The organism is Protofrankia sp. Cj5 (assembly GCF_917627405.1).
Classification (GTDB): domain Bacteria; phylum Actinomycetota; class Actinomycetes; order Frankiales; family Frankiaceae; genus Protofrankia.
In genome coordinates this window covers 52,991-68,235 of record NZ_CAKJTO010000009.1, presented here as the reverse complement: position 1 = coordinate 68,235, position 15,245 = coordinate 52,991, and the positions used below count along the sequence as shown (strand labels likewise).

Here is a 15,245-nt window from a genome sequence, read left to right as displayed (position 1 = left end):
GACCTCAGCACGACCCTTGAGGGCTACATCGCGCTGCGGCTTGCCGGGGACAGTCCGGATGCCCCGCACATGCGGGCCGCCGCGGCGTACGTCCGGGAGAACGGCGGACCCGCCGCCACCCGGGTGTTCACCCGGATCTGGCTGGCGATGTTCGGCGAGTGGTCCTGGGACGACCTGCCGGTCATGCCGCCCGAGCTCGTGCTGCTGCCGTCGTGGTTTCCGCTCAACCTGTACGACTTCGGCTGCTGGGCCCGGCAGTCGATCGTGCCGCTGGCCATCGTCGGCACGTTCCGGCCCAAGCGCTCGCTCGGCTTCGGGATCGACGAGCTCAAGGTCGAGTTCCCGGCGCGGCCGCTGGCACCGCTGCGGTCCTGGACGGGCGCGTTCCAGCGGATGGACGCGTTGCTGCACCGGTACGAGCGCCGCCCGCTGAAGCTGCTCCGCCGGCACGCGATGCGCCGAGCCGCCGAATGGATCATCGCCCGGCAGGAGGCCGACGGCTGCTGGGGCGGCATCCAGCCGCCCTGGATTTATTCGATCATGGCGCTGACCATGCTCGGCTACCCCATGAACCATCCGGTGATCGCGACCGGGCTGCGTGGCCTGGAGCGTTACACAATCCGGGAGCGGAGGCCGGAGGGGATGGTCCGCCGGCTGGAGTGCTGCCAGTCCCCGGTGTGGGACACCGCGCTCGCCGTCGTTGCTCTGCGTGATGCGGGTCTTGCCGCCGACCACCCGGCCATGGTGCGCGCGGCCCGCTGGCTCGCGGACGAGGAGGTCACCATTTCCGGCGACTGGGCGGTCAAGCGTCCAGCGTTGGCCCCCGGTGGCTGGGCGTTCGAGTTCGACAACGACGGGTACCCCGACGTCGACGACACCGCCGAGGTCGTGCTGGCCATCCGCCGCCTGCTGCAGCCGTACAGCGGTATCGGCGGGATCGGCGGGATCGGGACCGGCGGGATCGAGGCCGCTGGTACTGGGGCCGGTGGGATCGAAACGGTGGATCCCACCCTCGCGGCCCGGCTGCGGGCAGCCGAACGCCGCGGTGTGGACTGGGCGATCGGGATGCGCTCGGCGGACGGCGCATGGGGGGCCTTCGACGCTGACAACACCCGGACGCTTCCTACGAAGCTGCCCTTCTGCGACTTCGGTGAGGTGATCGATCCACCGTCCGCGGATGTGACCGCGCACATGGTGGAAATGCTCGTCGAGGTCGGCCAGGCCCGCAATCCCATCACCGAGCGGGCGGTGAGCTGGTTGCTGGCCAACCAGGAAGCGGGCGGTTCGTGGTTCGGTCGCTGGGGCGTCAACCATCTCTACGGTACCGGCGCGGTCGTGCCGGCCCTGATTGCCGCGGGGGTGTCCGCCGACCATCCGGCGATCACTCGGGCCGTCCGGTGGCTGATCGAGCATCAAAGACCTGACGGCGCCTGGGGTGAGGACCTACGCTCCTACACCGATGACGCCTGGATCGGCCGTGGTGAGCCAACCGCTTCGCAGACGGCGTGGGCGCTGCTCGCGCTGCTCGCCGCCGCCCCGGCCGCTCCCGCGGTCGAACGGGGAGTGCGTTGGCTGGTTGACACGCAGCGGCCGGACGGAACCTGGGACGAGCCGTACTACACGGGCACCGGGTTCCCTGGAGATTTTTCGATCAACTACCATCTGTATCGGCTGAGCTTCCCGCTGACCGCGCTCGGCCGATACCTGAGTGGCGGGTCCGCATCATGACTTTCTCGGCACCGGACACATCACGGACAGCGGGTCCCGCCGAAGCATCCAAGCCGTCGGCGCTCCCGGCATCCCGGACACCGCAGGCAGCGCCAGCACCGCAGGTATCACCAGCACCGCAGGCAGCACCGGCCGTCCAGGCGGCCGACGCCGTGACCCCTGGCACGCCGGTCGTCGCCACGTCGACAATCACGGCCAGATCGTCGATAACCGGGTCCTCCTCGGCTGGGGCCGAGCTGGGCCAGGCTGGCGCACCAGCCCTGTCCGCGGCGGCCCGGCGCCGGCCGAGGCTGGTCGTGGCCGCGCCGTTGCGGCTGGAGGCCTGGGCCGCGGCCCGCTCCGGTCTGCCCGCGGGCACGATCCTCATCCGGACCGGAATGGGCCCCGCTCAGGCCAACCGGTCCATCCGGATCATCCGGGAGGCCCGGGCCGATGCGGTGGCCCTGGTCGGTCTCGGCGGTGGGCTCGCGTCGGGGGTCAAGCCGGGGGACGTCGTGGTGGCCGACGAGGTCCGCACCTCCGACGGTTCGGTGAGCGCGCGCTGCCCGTCCGCCCCCCTGCTGGCTGGTGAACTGCGCCGGGCAGGCCTGACCGTCCATGTCGGCCCGGTCGTGTCGGTGCCCCGGCTGGCGATCGGCACCGCGCGCGCGGAGCTGGCGGCGACCGGGGCGATCGCCGTGGACATGGAATCCGCGCAGATCGCGCCGGGGGCGAACGGGGTGCCGCTGGCGATCGTCCGCGTCATCGTCGACACCGACGAACAGCCGTTGGGACGCTTTGACCTGGCCCGCCGGGGGATCGCCGGACTGCGGACGATGATGACTCTCGGACCGGTGCTGGGGCGCTGGTCAGCGGCTGTCGGATCACGTCAGGTGCTGCTTGCCGAGCCCAGGGCGTTCTGTGCCGGCGTCGAACGGGCGATCGAGGTGGTCGAGCGGGCACTGGAGATGCACGGGGCGCCGGTCTACGTGCGCAAGCAGATCGTCCACAACAGTCACGTGGTAGCTGATCTTGCTCGTCGCGGTGCGATCTTTGTCGAGGAGCTCGATGAGGTTCCAGCCGGGGCGACTGTGGTCTTCTCCGCGCACGGAGTCGCCCCCGCTGTCTGGGAACAGGCCGGCGATCGCAGCCTGTCGGTGATCGACGCCACCTGTCCGCTGGTTGAGAAGGTCCACGCGGAAGCTCGCAGGTTCACCGCGCGTGGGGACACCGTCCTGCTTATCGGGCATTCCGGGCATGAGGAGGTCGATGGCACGCTCGGGGAGGCACCCGGGAAAATCACATTGGTGGAGTCACCCGATGACGTCGCCAGGCTCGAGGTCGAGGACCCCGAACGGGTCACCTATCTCATGCAGACCACGCTCGCGGTGGATGAGGCTGAGGAAGTGGTCGACGCGCTGCGTGACCGCTTCCCGTCCGTGGTCGGGCCGGGATCGGCGGACATCTGCTATGCGACATCGAACCGGCAGAACGCCATCCGGCGGGTTGCCATCGAGGCCGATCTGGTGCTGGTGGTCGGGTCGCAGAACAGCGCCAACTCACGCCGGCTGGTCGATGTCACCGAACGTGAAGGGGTGCCGGCCCGCCTCGTCGGGGACGTCGGTGAGGTGGACATGCGCTGGTTGGTCGGTGCCGACACCATCGGCATCTCCGCGGGGGCGTCCGCGCCTCCCACTCTTGTGGACGAGCTGAGCAGGGCGTTGTCGGGTCTTGGACCGACCACGGTCGCGGTCCGTTCGGTCGGTACCGAGACGATCTCGTTCCATCTGCCCAAGGAGCTGCGCCGCCAGCCTAAGTAGTACTCGGCCCACGGAGTACTCGGCGGTGTGGTACCTGGCGGTGCGGTCCACGCCGCCGGCACGGGCGTTGGGTAGTCCACGGATGTCATTGACTACACGGCGCCCGCTTCTGGCTACCATTGGCAACGTGCGTGTGTGCTGAAAAGCATGCGGTGTGAGTCCTGCTACGGTCCACCCGATGCGCCAGGTGTCGACCGATCCGGTCCCCATAGCCCAGTTGCCGCTGGTTCACGGCATCGGTGTGCTGGCCGATCGGGCTGGCCGGGAGCGGCTTGATCAGCAGGGCTCTCCCGGCGCGCCGCTGGGGCCGGCCTTGCCGTCACCGCGGGACCAGGCGCAACGGCTGCCGGTGTTCGGGTCCAGGCCGGGCTTGGCGCTGTTCGTTCTCGGCGCGTTTTCGTTCACCGTGAGCCTGCTGCTCCAGGCGACGCTTTTCCGTCACGGCTCGGGTGACGCGGACGAGGCCGCCTACGTGCTCCAGGCCCGGATGCTGCTGCACGGGCGGCTGACGCTCGACCAGAACCTGGTGGACCCGTTCTTCCGCCCATGGCTGACCGGCGTCCACAACGGGCGGGTCTTCACCAAGTACCTGCCCGGCTGGCCCGCGATGCTCGCCGTGTCCCAGCTGCTGTTCGGGACGATGGCTGTTGCTCCCGCGCTGGCGGCCACGGCCTGGGTGGCCGCCACCTACCGGCTGGCCCGAGAACTGTTCGATGACGTGGCGACCGCGCTCACCGCCGCGCTCTTCCTCGCGTTGTCACCGTTGACCCTGTTACACACGGCGCTGCCGATGGCGTATGCGTTCACATCCGCTGTTCTGACGGGCGCGATGGCCGCGCTGTTGCGCGGCACCCGCACCGGAGCCCGCTCATCGCTGCTGGCCGCGGGCGTGGCGCTCGGTCTCGCCGCCACGGCCCGCCCGTTCGACGCCGCGCTGGTGACCACGCTCTGCTTTCCGTTCCTCCTGGCCCGCGGGCCACGTTCGCCCCTGCTTCTGCTGCGCCACGCGGCATGGGTCTCGATCGGAGCGGCACCGTTCATCGTTACAATCATGGTTTTCTGCCGATACGTCACCGGATCGGCGCGGATATTGCCGCTTGCCGCCTCCGACCCGTTGGACCGCTTCGGTTTCGGCGCGCGGCGGATCCTGCCGTCCGAACCAACGGTCGCCTTCACCAGACGTCTTGCCGGGGAAGCTTTCCGCGCGACGTTGGACGCGGCGCCCGGCTGGTTGTTCGGTGGGACCGCGCTCGTCGTCCTTGCCGGGTTCGGCCTCCTCACAGGCCTCGCGCTGGGGGGACGGCGTGCCGGGCACCTGCTGCTCGCCGTCATCGTGCTGGGAGTCTTCGCCGCCTACTTCTTCTGGTGGGGCAGTGCCATGGCGCTGCCCGGCCTTGTCGCCGGCCTCGGCCCTCACTACCACATGACCGCTCTGTCACCAGTGGTTATTCTGGCCGCGAGCGGGGCGCGCCGGCTGTGGCGGGCCGTCCCCGGGCGGCTCCCGCGGCCGGCGCGGACCGCGCGGACCGCGATGGCGGCTGGCTGCGGGCTGGCGCTGGCGGCCGTGACCGCGGCCGGGCTACCAGCCAAGGTCAACGTGCAGCGTTATGTCAACGCGGTCGACGGGCAGGTGCTCGGTCTCATCCCGAAAAATCTTGCTGGGCCGGCGGTCGTCATCGTGGCCCCGCCCACTCCCAGTCGCTACACACAGGTTCCCTACCATTTCTTACGCAACGATCCGGAACTGTCGGATGATGTACTGTATGCGGCCGATCTCGGTGCGGCTGACGTGCGGCTCGCTGAGACGATGCCGGGCCGGCGGCTGTACCGGCTGCGTCCCGACGAGATGATCGAGGCGGAGAACCCGTGGAGCACGCGGGGCTCGTTCGCTGAACTCCATCCCGTTGACGGGAGTAAGATCAAAATCCGGGTGTCGGCGGTACTCCCTGAGAACGTGCCCTATGCCTCGGTCTATCTGCGCGTCGGAGACCGGACAGTGACCCGCCCGCTGCCCGCCACGCCCGCTACCGGCAGCGCTGGCTCGTCTCAGGCGGTGACCTGGACGCTCACCGGCGCGGCTACCGCGGGCGCGGCCGGCACTGCCGGGGCTGATGTCAGCCTGGCCGCGGTGAACCTGCCGGACGAGCTGGTCGTGGGGCTGGTGGCGAGCGACCGTCCAGATATGGCCCGCGCGTGGCGCTGGGAGGACCGCATCCCCGTAGCACGGCATCCGGACGGCCGACTGGTCGCCCTGACACCGGGCCAGGGCTGGCGACAGGTTCCGGGGCAGCACGGCGAGGGCTGGGTACAGGCCGCGATCACGGGCGCCCTGAACATTGCCGTCGAGCCGGGCGGCCGGGCGCCATCGGATGGATCGGAGTAGCCAGCCCGAACAGCCCGAACAGCCCGATCAGATCAGATCAGATCAGATCGGGCTGTTCGGTGTACAGCTCACGGATGATCGACAGGTCGAACATCCGCCTGGCGGCAGGGGCGGCCGCGCTGTCTGACAGCACGCGGACATTGGCCGCGATCAGGGCATCAGTCATCGTGAACAGGCCGTTGCGACGGGTGTCCGCGGTTTCGACGAGGGCGCCCAGTTTTTTGTTCTTCTCCAGTTGCTCACCGACGTCGAGCCCGGCCGACCGGGCGTAGACATCGGTGACGAGCCGGGTGCCGGCCATCGGGTCGGTCAGGTCGTCCTTCCAGCCCCGGACCTCGGCGGCCAGGAACGCTTTGATTTTCTTTCTCGCCGTGGTGACCGCGTCCGCACTCACCACGTACACGTTGGAAACCAGCGGGTAGCCGTGGTCGGCGAGCAGAAACGTCATGGTTTCGACGCCCTGGCGGGCGAGGACCGCCGGGGCGTCGGTCACCACGGACAGGATGCCGTCGACCTGGCGGTCCGCGACCGCCCGCACGTAGTCGGGCAGGACGACCTGGGTGATGGCCGTCCCCGCGATTCCCGCGGTGGCCAGAAAGGACGTCCAGACGGCAGCGCTGCCTGCCGCCATGCCGATGCGCATCCCGGCCATATCCTGTGGCGTTCTGATCGGTCTGTCCGCCGGCGACACGATGGCCCAGGGGGACTTCTGATGCTGCGCGCCGATCACCCGTAGCCGTGCGCCGTTGGAGATCTCTTTCACCAGGGCGTCCGGTGTGGTCACACCGACGAGTGCCGAGCCCGAGGCCACCGACGCCGCCATCGCTCGAGCCCGCGGGCCACCCTCATGGAACTCCGCGTGGGTGAACCCAGCCTGGCGGTAATAACCGCGTTGGTCGGCGATATAGGAGCCGGCGAACTCGACATCGGGCTTTCCCGGGAGCCACAACGCCAGCGGACCGAGATCCAGCGTTCCTGTTCCGGGGCTGGCCGGTCTGCCGATCCGCCGGACGGCCCAGGCCGCCGATCCGGCGCCGGTGCCGAGCCCGGCGGCGGCAACGGCGGCGAGCAGCAGCCCTCGCCGGGACAACCGGGCACCGGCTGAGCGCTTGGTCTTCCCCGCATCGTTCACGGCCCGCCTCGCGTCCGGCCCGACCCACACCGGTTGTTCGATCGTGGCCGGGTCGACATCGAGCGGCGGCCGCGGCCGGCGCGGTTTCGGCGTATCGGGAGCCAGCACCGCCAGGCCGACAGTGTCGAGATCATCGCCATCCCGTCCGCTGGCGTTGGCCCTGGCGGCTGTGATCCCGGCGGGTGTGATCCCGGCGGCCGCGATGACGCTGTCCGCGGTCGTATCGACGGGAGGCGGCTGTCCGGCGACCGGCTCCGCGGTCTCCTCGAAGCCGCTCCGGCTGTCCGTACCGTCCGGGCGCAGTCCATCGATAACACTAGCGACCATGGTCGGTGCTTCGTAGAAGGCGCTTGCGGTCGGCCAGGCGTCGGGGCTCGGTGCTGTCGCTGCCACCGCCGGTTGTGCGGCCGGTGCTGACAGAAGCGCTTGCAGCTGGCGGCGAATCCGCTCCGTCGTGGGCCGGGCGGCGGGTTCTTTGGCCAGAATCGGCCGGAGTATCAGAAAGGTCCGAGCCGCGTGCACCGGTGCGCTCGGCCCTTCGTAGACGACCGCGTGCATGGTCGCGAAGGTGGTGTCCCGACCGAACGGGGAGACGCCTTCCGCCGCGTGCAGCAGGGTGGTCGCGAGTGAGAAAAGATCGCTTGCGGGACCGGCTGTATCTCCTCGGATGCGTTCTGGGGCCATATAGGCGGGAGTGCCAACCACACCGCCCGCGGCTGTGATCCGATGATCCGTTTCGTAGGCCGCGACGCCGAAGTCCGCGAGTTTGACGGTACCGTCAGCTGTGATCAACACATTCGAGGGTTTGACGTCGCGGTGCAGAACTCCTTTGCGATGCCCGTGTACAAGCGCGTCCAACAGGGCGATCCCGATCCGGGCGACCTCTCGTTCAGCCAGCGCGCCGTCTTGCGCGATCACTGTCGCCAGTGAGCGTCCCGGGACCAGATCCATCACGATCCACTGCGCACCGTGGTCCTCGACCAGGTCGTACACGGTGACCACATGGGGATGAGCACCGAGCCGCGCGGCGTTACGCGCTTCGCGGCGAGCACGTTCGATCAGCAGTTCGCGATCGTGGGTCGAGAGGTTGTCAGGAATACGGATCTCTTTGAGGGCACGCTCGACACCGGCGTCGGTGTCGACGGCCCGCCAGACCGTCCCCATCCCGCCTGAGCCAAGCTGTTCGACCAGCCGGAACCGCCCGCCGATCAGGTGCGTGACCGTGTGCCCGCCTCGCGTCATACGTCCGCCTTCACCCTGCAACGCGTGCCCAGCCCCAGGTGGCCCCCGCGCTGTTGCCCACTGTCTTTTTCGCCGATGTTAGGCGCAGCCGGGGACAGCCATTGGTTGGCTGGTTCGGGACTCACCGGTCAGGTCTACACACAATCACCGCTTGGATTGCGGCCGGGCCGGTCATCCGGGCTCGATGTCACGGATTTGGCGAACCTGGACCCCCCGGGAATGGTGTGCGTCACGCCCGGATCGCTTTTGAAGTCCGAGCAGCCGGTGCCGGGATGGGTGCCGGGGGCCGATGTCCAGTTTATCGGGGCCGGTGTGACGTTCGTCCAACACCGGCCACACAGCGGACGCACGGCACCGACCGGCCACCGAACACGGCCCAGGCGCCTGCCGTGCGATGGCCGCCCGGTCCGCGGGCCGTCCGCCGTGGACCGGTTCTGGCTGGGCCGCTGGACCTGCCGTCCGTCGTCGGTATCCACTGCCGATCATGATTCGGCCGCTGTCGGGTTTCCGACACGCGTTCGTCCGAATTTCTGGTCAAAAACCCTGACTATGCGGTTGACCTGCGGTGACGGATGCCAGATGTGGCCCGGGGCCGGTGGAGCGGCCCGGGAGAAGTGGCCGATTCAACGTTCTCGATGAACATACAAGCTGTACGTACACCCTGTATGTTCTCGAGGTGGAGCGGTCGTCCGGCCGCACGATGTCGACGCCGAAGGGCGGTATTGCCATGGCGGTGGAGTGGCGGTACTCGTTGCGGATCGGGATGTACCTGGCCAAGCAGAAAGTGCTGCGTCGTAAGCACTTTCCGCTTGTTCTCGAACTCGAGCCGTTGTTTGCCTGCAATCTGTCATGCACCGGATGCGGCAAGATTCAGCACCCGGCGTCCGTGCTCAAGCAGCGGATGAGCGTCGAGGACGCCATGGCCGCGGTGGAGGAGTGTGGCGCGCCGGTGGTCGCGATCGCCGGTGGTGAGCCGCTGATGCACCCGCAACTCGACGAGATCGTCCGCCGGCTCATCGCTCGCAAGAAGTTTGTCCTGCTGTGCACCAACGGGCTGTTGCTCCGCAAGAAGATGGCGAAATTCACACCGTCGCCCTACTTCACCTTCATCGTCCACATCGACGGGCTGCGGGAGCGGCACGACGCGGTCGTGGAGAAGGCGGGCACCTTCGACGAGGCGATCGAGGCGATCGCCGCGGCCAAGGCCGCGGGCTTCCGGGTGGGCACCAACTCCACCTTCTTCAACAACGACAGCCCACAGGACGTGATCGACGTCCTGTCCTACCTCAACGACGAGGTCAAGGTCGACCAGATCCAGCTCTCGCCCGCCTACGCCTACGAGAAGGCGCCCGACCAGGAGCACTTCCTTGGCGTCTCGCAGACCCGCGAGCTGTTCTCCAAGGTCTTCGGTGACGGTCGGCGCGAGAAGTGGCGGCTGAACCACTCGCCGGTCTTCCTGGACTTCCTGGAGGGCAAACGCGATCTTTCCTGCACGGCCTGGGGCATCCCGAGCTACTCGCTGTTCGGTTGGCAGAAGCCCTGCTATCTGATGAGCGACGGTTATGTGTCGTCCTACAAGGAGCTGGTCGAGACCACCGACTGGGACGCCTATGGCCGGGGTAAGGACCCCCGCTGTGCGAACTGCATGGCGCACTGTGGTTATGAGACTTCCGCGGTCCTCGCCACCACGTCGTCGCTGAAGGAGTCCCTGCGCGCCATGCGCAGTGTCTGAGGCGCTGTGCCCCCCATCCCGTTACCGTCTGTTAGTATAGAAGAGCTGGTCGCCAATGGTGACCAGCTCTTTACTTTTTCGTTTCCAAGCCGACCAGCAGCCGGTCAAGAACCTCGCCCGCCTCACGCCGGGCTGTCGCGGGTTCGGAGGCTCGGCCGATCAACAGGCTCGCTTCGGACAGCACGGCCGCGAGCACTCGGGTGAGAGGCGCGATCGGCAGCGGGTCGATTCGTCCTTCGTCGATGGCCTTGTTCAGCCATTCGGCGAGCAGGCGGTAACCGTAGCGCTCGACCAAGACGTCCCAGGCGTCGTGACCGAGCACCGCCGGGCCGTCGACCAGCACGATGCGTTGAAAATCGCTGTCGGTGCAGATGTCGAGAAACGACTGGAAGCCGGTTCGCAGCTGTTCCCAGGCATCCGTGGCCGGTTCGTCCGTAGCGCGCTTGAGCTCGGTGGTGACGAGCTGCTCGGCGACCTCAAGAGCGACCTGTTCCATCACCGCGCTGAAAAGATCAGCTTTGTCTCGGAAGTGATGGTAAAGCGCTCCGCGCGTCACCCGCGCGTCGGCCACGATCTCTTCGGTGCCTGTTGCCGCGTACCCCTGGGTCCCGAATCGGTGTCTCGCGGCGGCCAGGAGAACCTCTCGGGTGGCGGCCGGATGCTCGCTCCCGCGGATCCTGCTCATTCGCTGATTATGTTGCACTCAGTCTTCTGGTGGGCTTGTTTGGGGGTGGAAATGTCCGTCACTGTACCTGGTTGAGCTGGCTGAGATATTTAGCGCGACCGGCAATAGGGGACGCGGCGTCGCGGGGCTGAGGCGCGCACCTCGCGTCGTTGTCGTCAGTCGCCACCCCACATCTGCGCTGGCTCCCGCCGCCGCCTCGCGATGCACGCACCCCAGCTCCGCTCCTTGATCCACACCCCTGTTGCCGGGCGCTCTTGACGATCAGATGAGGGTCGCGGTACCGGATACCGCGACGGCGCCGGTGGCCCCTCGAAGGCGCCTATGGTATCAGGACAATCTGGAGCTTCCGGTCGTCTGGAGCGCGACGATCCTCATAGTCTTATGGCTATGACCACGATTGAGCCACGCCCACCGGCTGTCGAGTGGGGCGAGCCGCGCAGCAGGACAATCACCTGGCATGATCCGATGATCGTTGCCGCGATGGCGCGGACCATGAGTGGCCTCGACTTTTTCCTGGCGATGCGTGACGGCACGGTGCCGCACCCGCCGATCGCCATGCATTTCGACTTCGAGATCGATACCGTCGCCGAGGGAGACGTGCTTTTCCACTGCACCCCGGACGAATCCGCATACAATCCGCTCGGTATGGTGCACGGTGGTCTTGTCTGCACCCTGCTGGACACGGTGACCGGTTGTTCCGTGCATACATCGCTGCCGGCCGGTCTTGGTTGTGTGTCTATCGAGATCAAGGTCAACTATCTGCGGCCGATCCACGTGGTCGACGGCCGCCCGAGCCGACTGACCGCGCACGGCTGGGTGGTGCGGCCCGGCCGCCGTGTCGTCTTCGCCGAAGGGGACGTCCGCGATGCTGACGGCAGGACAGTCGCCACCGCGAGCAGCAGCTGTCTGGTGTTCCCGCTGGAGGACATGCCCCCGTCGTCCTGATGATCGCGAATGCCGGGCGGTCGCTCACCAGCGGGCGACCATGGCCCGGCCTGCCTCCAGCGCCTGGCGCAGCGTGACCGCGTCCGATGCCAGTGCGCTGATCAGGACTCCCGGCCCGGCCAGCGGGAGCAGGGCGAAGGTGTCGGTGACGGCTGCGCCGGTCGCGAGGCCGGCTGGTCCGGGTCCGGCGATCAGCAGTGAACCGGCCACGCGAGCGGTACCGAGAACAGCCGGTCCGTCGAGGCCGGGCATGGTCGGGCCGAGAGTGAGTTCCTGGCGCAGCAGCGGCCGCCACGTCCGGTCGTGTCCCTGGTCCCGGTCCTGCTTCTGGTTGTGTTCCTGGTTGTGTTCCTGGTCGCTGACGTCGACGCGCAGCGCGGTGGAGATCGAGCCAGCCGGTTCGCCGAAGCGCCCGAGGACGATCTCCTCCCGCCACAGCAGGCAGGCGGTCGATGCCAGCCGGATGCTCGCCCGCATGCGGTGCCGGCAGCCGCGGGCGGCCACCGTCGGCTCGGGCAGATACACGAGCGCCGCACCGGGCCCGACGTCGGCATGGACATCGAACAGGGAGGACCGATCCGTGTCGTCCCCATGGTCGTGCCAACGGTCGTCACTCTGGTTGTCACCGCGGCAGTTCCCCTCCCCGTGGTCGCCGCGCCCGCCGAATCCGGGCAGGGCGACGGTTGCCGCGACCGTGCGAAGCCGCAGGCACACTCCGGTCCCGACAGCGATGTCGAGCCGCAGCCGGTCACCGGCCAACGGGCCGGCCGCGGCATTCACCAGATGGACGGTCACGGTCGGCCGGCGCATACGCTGTGGATCATTATGGCTGCCGTGCCTGTCAGTCGTGCCGGTGCGGCGCAGCACCAGCGGTACCTGCGACCGAAGTTCGCTCACCCGGATCCCGCCGTCATCGGTCGGATCGACCCGTACGGCAGCGTGCGCGCTGATCGATGCCCGGCCCCGGCCGCCGTGGTCGATGCTGGCTGCCGGCCGCGGCATGTTCAGGCCATGCTCCCGGGCCGGGGAGCCCGCGCCGGCTGGGTACCCGGCAGCGGACGTTGTGACAGCACCCATTGGGTCACTGGTGCCGCTCCTGGTTCGACGGCAAGCGAGGTGAACAGCACCGGACGTCCGTGCCGGATCCGTTCGGCATCCCGGGCCATGACGCCGAGGTCCGCGCCCACCAGCGGGGCGAGGTCGGTCTTGTTGACGACGAGCAGATCACTGTTGGTTACCCCAGGTCCTCCCTTGCGGGGCACCTTGTCGCCGCCGGCCACGTCGATGACGAAGATCTGCCGGTCGATCAGGCCGTAGCTGAAGGTTGCCGTCAGGTTGTCTCCACCGCTTTCAACAAAAATCATATCGAGCGGGCCGCAGTTCGACTCCAGGTCCTCGACGGCGTCGAGGTTCGCGGTGATGTCGTCCCGGATGGCGGTGTGCGGGCAGCATCCGGTCTCGACCGCGCGGATGCGTGCCGGGTCGAGTACACCGGCCGCGCGCAGGAAGTCGGCGTCCTCGGTGGTGTAGATGTCGTTGGTCACGACGGCGAGCCGCAGCGTGCCGGCGAGGCTCCGGCACAAGGCCGCGACCAGCGCGGTCTTGCCGCTGCCGACCGGCCCGCCGATACCGATGCGGACCGCCCGGCCGGCTGGGAGCACGCCCGGCGGCATGCGCGGTGTCGCCGCGTGGGTTGTTATGGCCCGGGCTGCGGCGCCGCCCCCAGCGGGGAACGTCTGAAGGTCATGCTCGCGGTGCATCGCTACACCTTCCCGAACTTCTACCCGACCCGCACCCCGGCCGCCACCCGTGACTGCCACCGGTCCCACCGGGCCCGGGAGCGCTTGACGGCTGTGATCGGCGTGCCTATGCTGAGCTCGCACTCGTCGAACCGGGTGTCATAAACTGTGCCGGACGTAGGGGCCGGTCGGGGCTCTTGATTGTTTTTCAGTGAGAAAAGGCGGTCCTTCGGGATCGCCTTTTCCATGTTGGCGGCGTGGGCGTGGAGAGCCGAAGGACGGCTTGGGAACACCGTTCAGAACGGCAGCGCGGAGCTTACGGCCGCGAGGATCGGCAGACCGTCGTCCGTCATGTGGCCGGTCTCGACCGCGGCGTGGCAGTCGCCTACCGCCCGGTCCGGTGGCAGGAAGATCAAGGCTGCCTCTTCTCCGGTGTCTGTGACAACCCGGGCGGCATGATGCCTGTGACGTCCGGTGAACACGTTCCCGTACGGCCCCATGGATCTCACTAGTCTCGTCGGCGCGGGTGGCGCGGTGTTGTCTGTGGAGCCCACCAGGCGCCATCCTCCCTGTACCTGCTTCACCAGAAGTGTCGTACCGACGAGCACTCCGTCCCGCGGGATGTCGACATCCGTGGGCGTCCTGGATCCGGGGAAACCGACTTCGACAGTGGTGGGGGAGGTGCGGGCGACCACCGTGGCCGTCCGCAGCGTCGTGCAGGGCAGTGCCGTCCTGTCCGTACTGAGTTCCAGCAGTGGGAAATCCCTGCCTCGCGTCCCGAGGTCGACACCCGTCGGGTAAAGACTTACCGTATGTCCCCGCTGAGGTGGTTGGCCGCCGAACAGCCGGGCCGAGGCCAGCCCCGCCACACCGCACGTGTGCCGGACAAGTATATCGACATTTCCATGACGGCGTTCGGGGTGCAGCACCTGCCACGAGTAGTTCCGGGAGTGCCGTCGCCAGGCGAAGGCGACGACCTCGTTGCGGCGGCTTGATCCGCAGTACTGGCCGTCGCGTCCCACCATGTCCAGGATTTCCCGCTCGCCGAGGAGCAGCCAGCGGATACCGGAACGCTTGTTGACCCCCGAGGTCGCGCTGGTCACCACGGGAACGCCCAGCCGGTCCGCGAAGTCTGCCGCCGGATCGAGGTCCATGTCCTTGCTGAGCACGACAATGGCCCGGGCAGGGTGCCGCTCGTGCCGGATGGCGTAGGCTGAATGGGCGACCTGCATCCCGCAGAGCATGTCGACGAGCTTCTCCTCGAAGTTGCGTGTCCCGTCACCGCTGTTGTCCCGCAGCGCGCCGTCCAGAATCTTGCCGCCGTCCTTCAGGACCGAACGCGCGTATTCAACGTTTCTGGCTACCTCGCGGCGCAGCTCCGGGGTTTTGTTCCCGACGGCCCGAGTGCCGATGCCGATGTATGTCTCGACGGCATCGAAACCCAGCGACTGCAGAGCGGTCCGGATGCCGGAAACGTTTGGTAGACGGGGGCTTCCCAGGACCTCTCGCGCCTGGCCGCGCACATTCTGCGCGTCGACTATCACGACTGCCGGCGTCAGCCCGCGGCCGGGTGCGGTGGCCGTGGGTGCGCTTATGATCATTTTTTCCTTTACGGGACGTCGTTATGAGACCACAGGACATGGTATGCCGAGTCTGTCGTTTTCTGGTCGGGATTCTTTCCTTCCGGCGCGTCGCCGGGTCCCGCGGTCGTGGTTCCGCTCAGGTGTGCTTCGTGATCTTAGTGGTCGGCACTGGAAGTCCTTCGGGGGTTGGTCGGATGCCAGGTGGATGCGTCGCGAGGCGGAGGAGGCCCTGGTAGCGGTGTTCTACCTGGGCTGACGACAACGATGCGAGGTGCGT

The 15,245-nt window shown here is 68.0% G+C and carries 10 protein-coding genes; 5 read left to right on the top strand and 5 right to left on the bottom strand.

Annotated elements, in window-relative coordinates; translation table 11 throughout:
* The 3 genes from MJ777_RS04070 to MJ777_RS04060 form a co-directional block, all read left to right on the top strand.
* Positions 1 to 1,728, top strand: a 1,728-nt coding sequence (locus MJ777_RS04070) for a prenyltransferase/squalene oxidase repeat-containing protein (RefSeq protein ID WP_239373259.1), incomplete at its 5' end; no start/stop codon positions are given.
* Positions 1,725 to 3,527: a 4-hydroxy-3-methylbut-2-enyl diphosphate reductase gene (gene ispH / locus MJ777_RS04065; RefSeq protein WP_239373257.1), complete on the top strand. Its 1,803-nt coding sequence runs from the start codon at positions 1,725 to 1,727 to the stop codon at positions 3,525 to 3,527. The genes MJ777_RS04070 and ispH, both read left to right, overlap by 4 nt.
* A 154-nt stretch (positions 3,528 to 3,681) precedes the next feature.
* Entirely contained in the window at positions 3,682 to 5,910 is a 2,229-nt protein-coding gene (locus tag MJ777_RS04060; protein WP_239373255.1) for a glycosyltransferase family 39 protein, read from the top strand.
* Positions 5,911 to 5,947: 37 nt separating this feature from the next.
* On the opposite strand, the gene MJ777_RS04055 is transcribed toward MJ777_RS04060, so the two are convergent.
* Positions 5,948 to 8,284, bottom strand: coding sequence for an ABC transporter substrate-binding protein (locus MJ777_RS04055; RefSeq protein WP_239373253.1), 2,337 nt, complete (start codon positions 8,282 to 8,284; stop codon positions 5,948 to 5,950).
* A gap of 727 nt (positions 8,285 to 9,011) precedes the next feature.
* Here MJ777_RS04055 and hpnH point away from each other — a divergent pair.
* The gene (hpnH, locus tag MJ777_RS04050) at positions 9,012 to 10,016 is read left to right on the top strand and encodes an adenosyl-hopene transferase HpnH (protein WP_239308567.1); all 1,005 of its coding nucleotides are present in this window, start codon (positions 9,012 to 9,014) and stop codon (positions 10,014 to 10,016) included.
* A 70-nt stretch (positions 10,017 to 10,086) separates the two neighbouring features.
* Here the strand turns inward: hpnH and MJ777_RS04045 are convergent, their stop codons facing one another.
* Positions 10,087 to 10,701, bottom strand: a complete 615-nt coding sequence (locus tag MJ777_RS04045; protein WP_239308544.1) for a TetR/AcrR family transcriptional regulator — start codon at positions 10,699 to 10,701, stop codon at positions 10,087 to 10,089.
* Between the two features lie 387 nt (positions 10,702 to 11,088).
* Between MJ777_RS04045 and MJ777_RS04040 the strand changes: the two genes are divergently transcribed.
* Positions 11,089 to 11,646, top strand: coding sequence for a PaaI family thioesterase (locus MJ777_RS04040; protein ID WP_239373243.1), 558 nt, complete (start codon positions 11,089 to 11,091; stop codon positions 11,644 to 11,646).
* Between the two features lie 24 nt (positions 11,647 to 11,670).
* Here the strand turns inward: MJ777_RS04040 and MJ777_RS04035 are convergent, their stop codons facing one another.
* From MJ777_RS04035 to MJ777_RS04025, 3 genes are all read right to left on the bottom strand, one after another.
* Positions 11,671 to 12,648: an urease accessory protein UreD gene (locus MJ777_RS04035; protein WP_239308546.1), complete on the bottom strand. Its 978-nt coding sequence runs from the start codon at positions 12,646 to 12,648 to the stop codon at positions 11,671 to 11,673.
* Positions 12,649 to 12,650: 2 nt separating this feature from the next.
* On the bottom strand, positions 12,651 to 13,406 hold the full coding sequence (gene ureG / locus MJ777_RS04030) for an urease accessory protein UreG (RefSeq protein ID WP_370652636.1): 756 nt from the start codon (positions 13,404 to 13,406) through the stop codon (positions 12,651 to 12,653).
* A gap of 275 nt (positions 13,407 to 13,681) precedes the next feature.
* On the bottom strand, positions 13,682 to 14,986 hold the full coding sequence (locus MJ777_RS04025) for a hypothetical protein (RefSeq protein ID WP_239373241.1): 1,305 nt from the start codon (positions 14,984 to 14,986) through the stop codon (positions 13,682 to 13,684).
* Between the last annotated feature and the right edge of the window lie 259 nt (positions 14,987 to 15,245).

What these genes read in the sequence shown, in the direction of transcription:
- ispH (WP_239373257.1), top strand. Translation starts at nt 1,725, where the DNA reads ATGACTTTCTCGGCACCGGACACATCACGGACAGCGGGTCCCGCCGAA.
- MJ777_RS04055 (WP_239373253.1), bottom strand. Translation starts at nt 8,284, where the DNA reads ATGACGCGAGGCGGGCACACGGTCACGCACCTGATCGGCGGGCGGTTC.
- hpnH (WP_239308567.1), top strand. Translation starts at nt 9,012, where the DNA reads ATGGCGGTGGAGTGGCGGTACTCGTTGCGGATCGGGATGTACCTGGCC.
- MJ777_RS04045 (WP_239308544.1), bottom strand. Translation starts at nt 10,701, where the DNA reads ATGAGCAGGATCCGCGGGAGCGAGCATCCGGCCGCCACCCGAGAGGTT.
- MJ777_RS04040 (WP_239373243.1), top strand. Translation starts at nt 11,089, where the DNA reads ATGACCACGATTGAGCCACGCCCACCGGCTGTCGAGTGGGGCGAGCCG.
- MJ777_RS04035 (WP_239308546.1), bottom strand. Translation starts at nt 12,648, where the DNA reads ATGCCGCGGCCGGCAGCCAGCATCGACCACGGCGGCCGGGGCCGGGCA.
- ureG (WP_370652636.1), bottom strand. Translation starts at nt 13,406, where the DNA reads ATGCACCGCGAGCATGACCTTCAGACGTTCCCCGCTGGGGGCGGCGCC.
- MJ777_RS04025 (WP_239373241.1), bottom strand. Translation starts at nt 14,986, where the DNA reads ATGATCATAAGCGCACCCACGGCCACCGCACCCGGCCGCGGGCTGACG.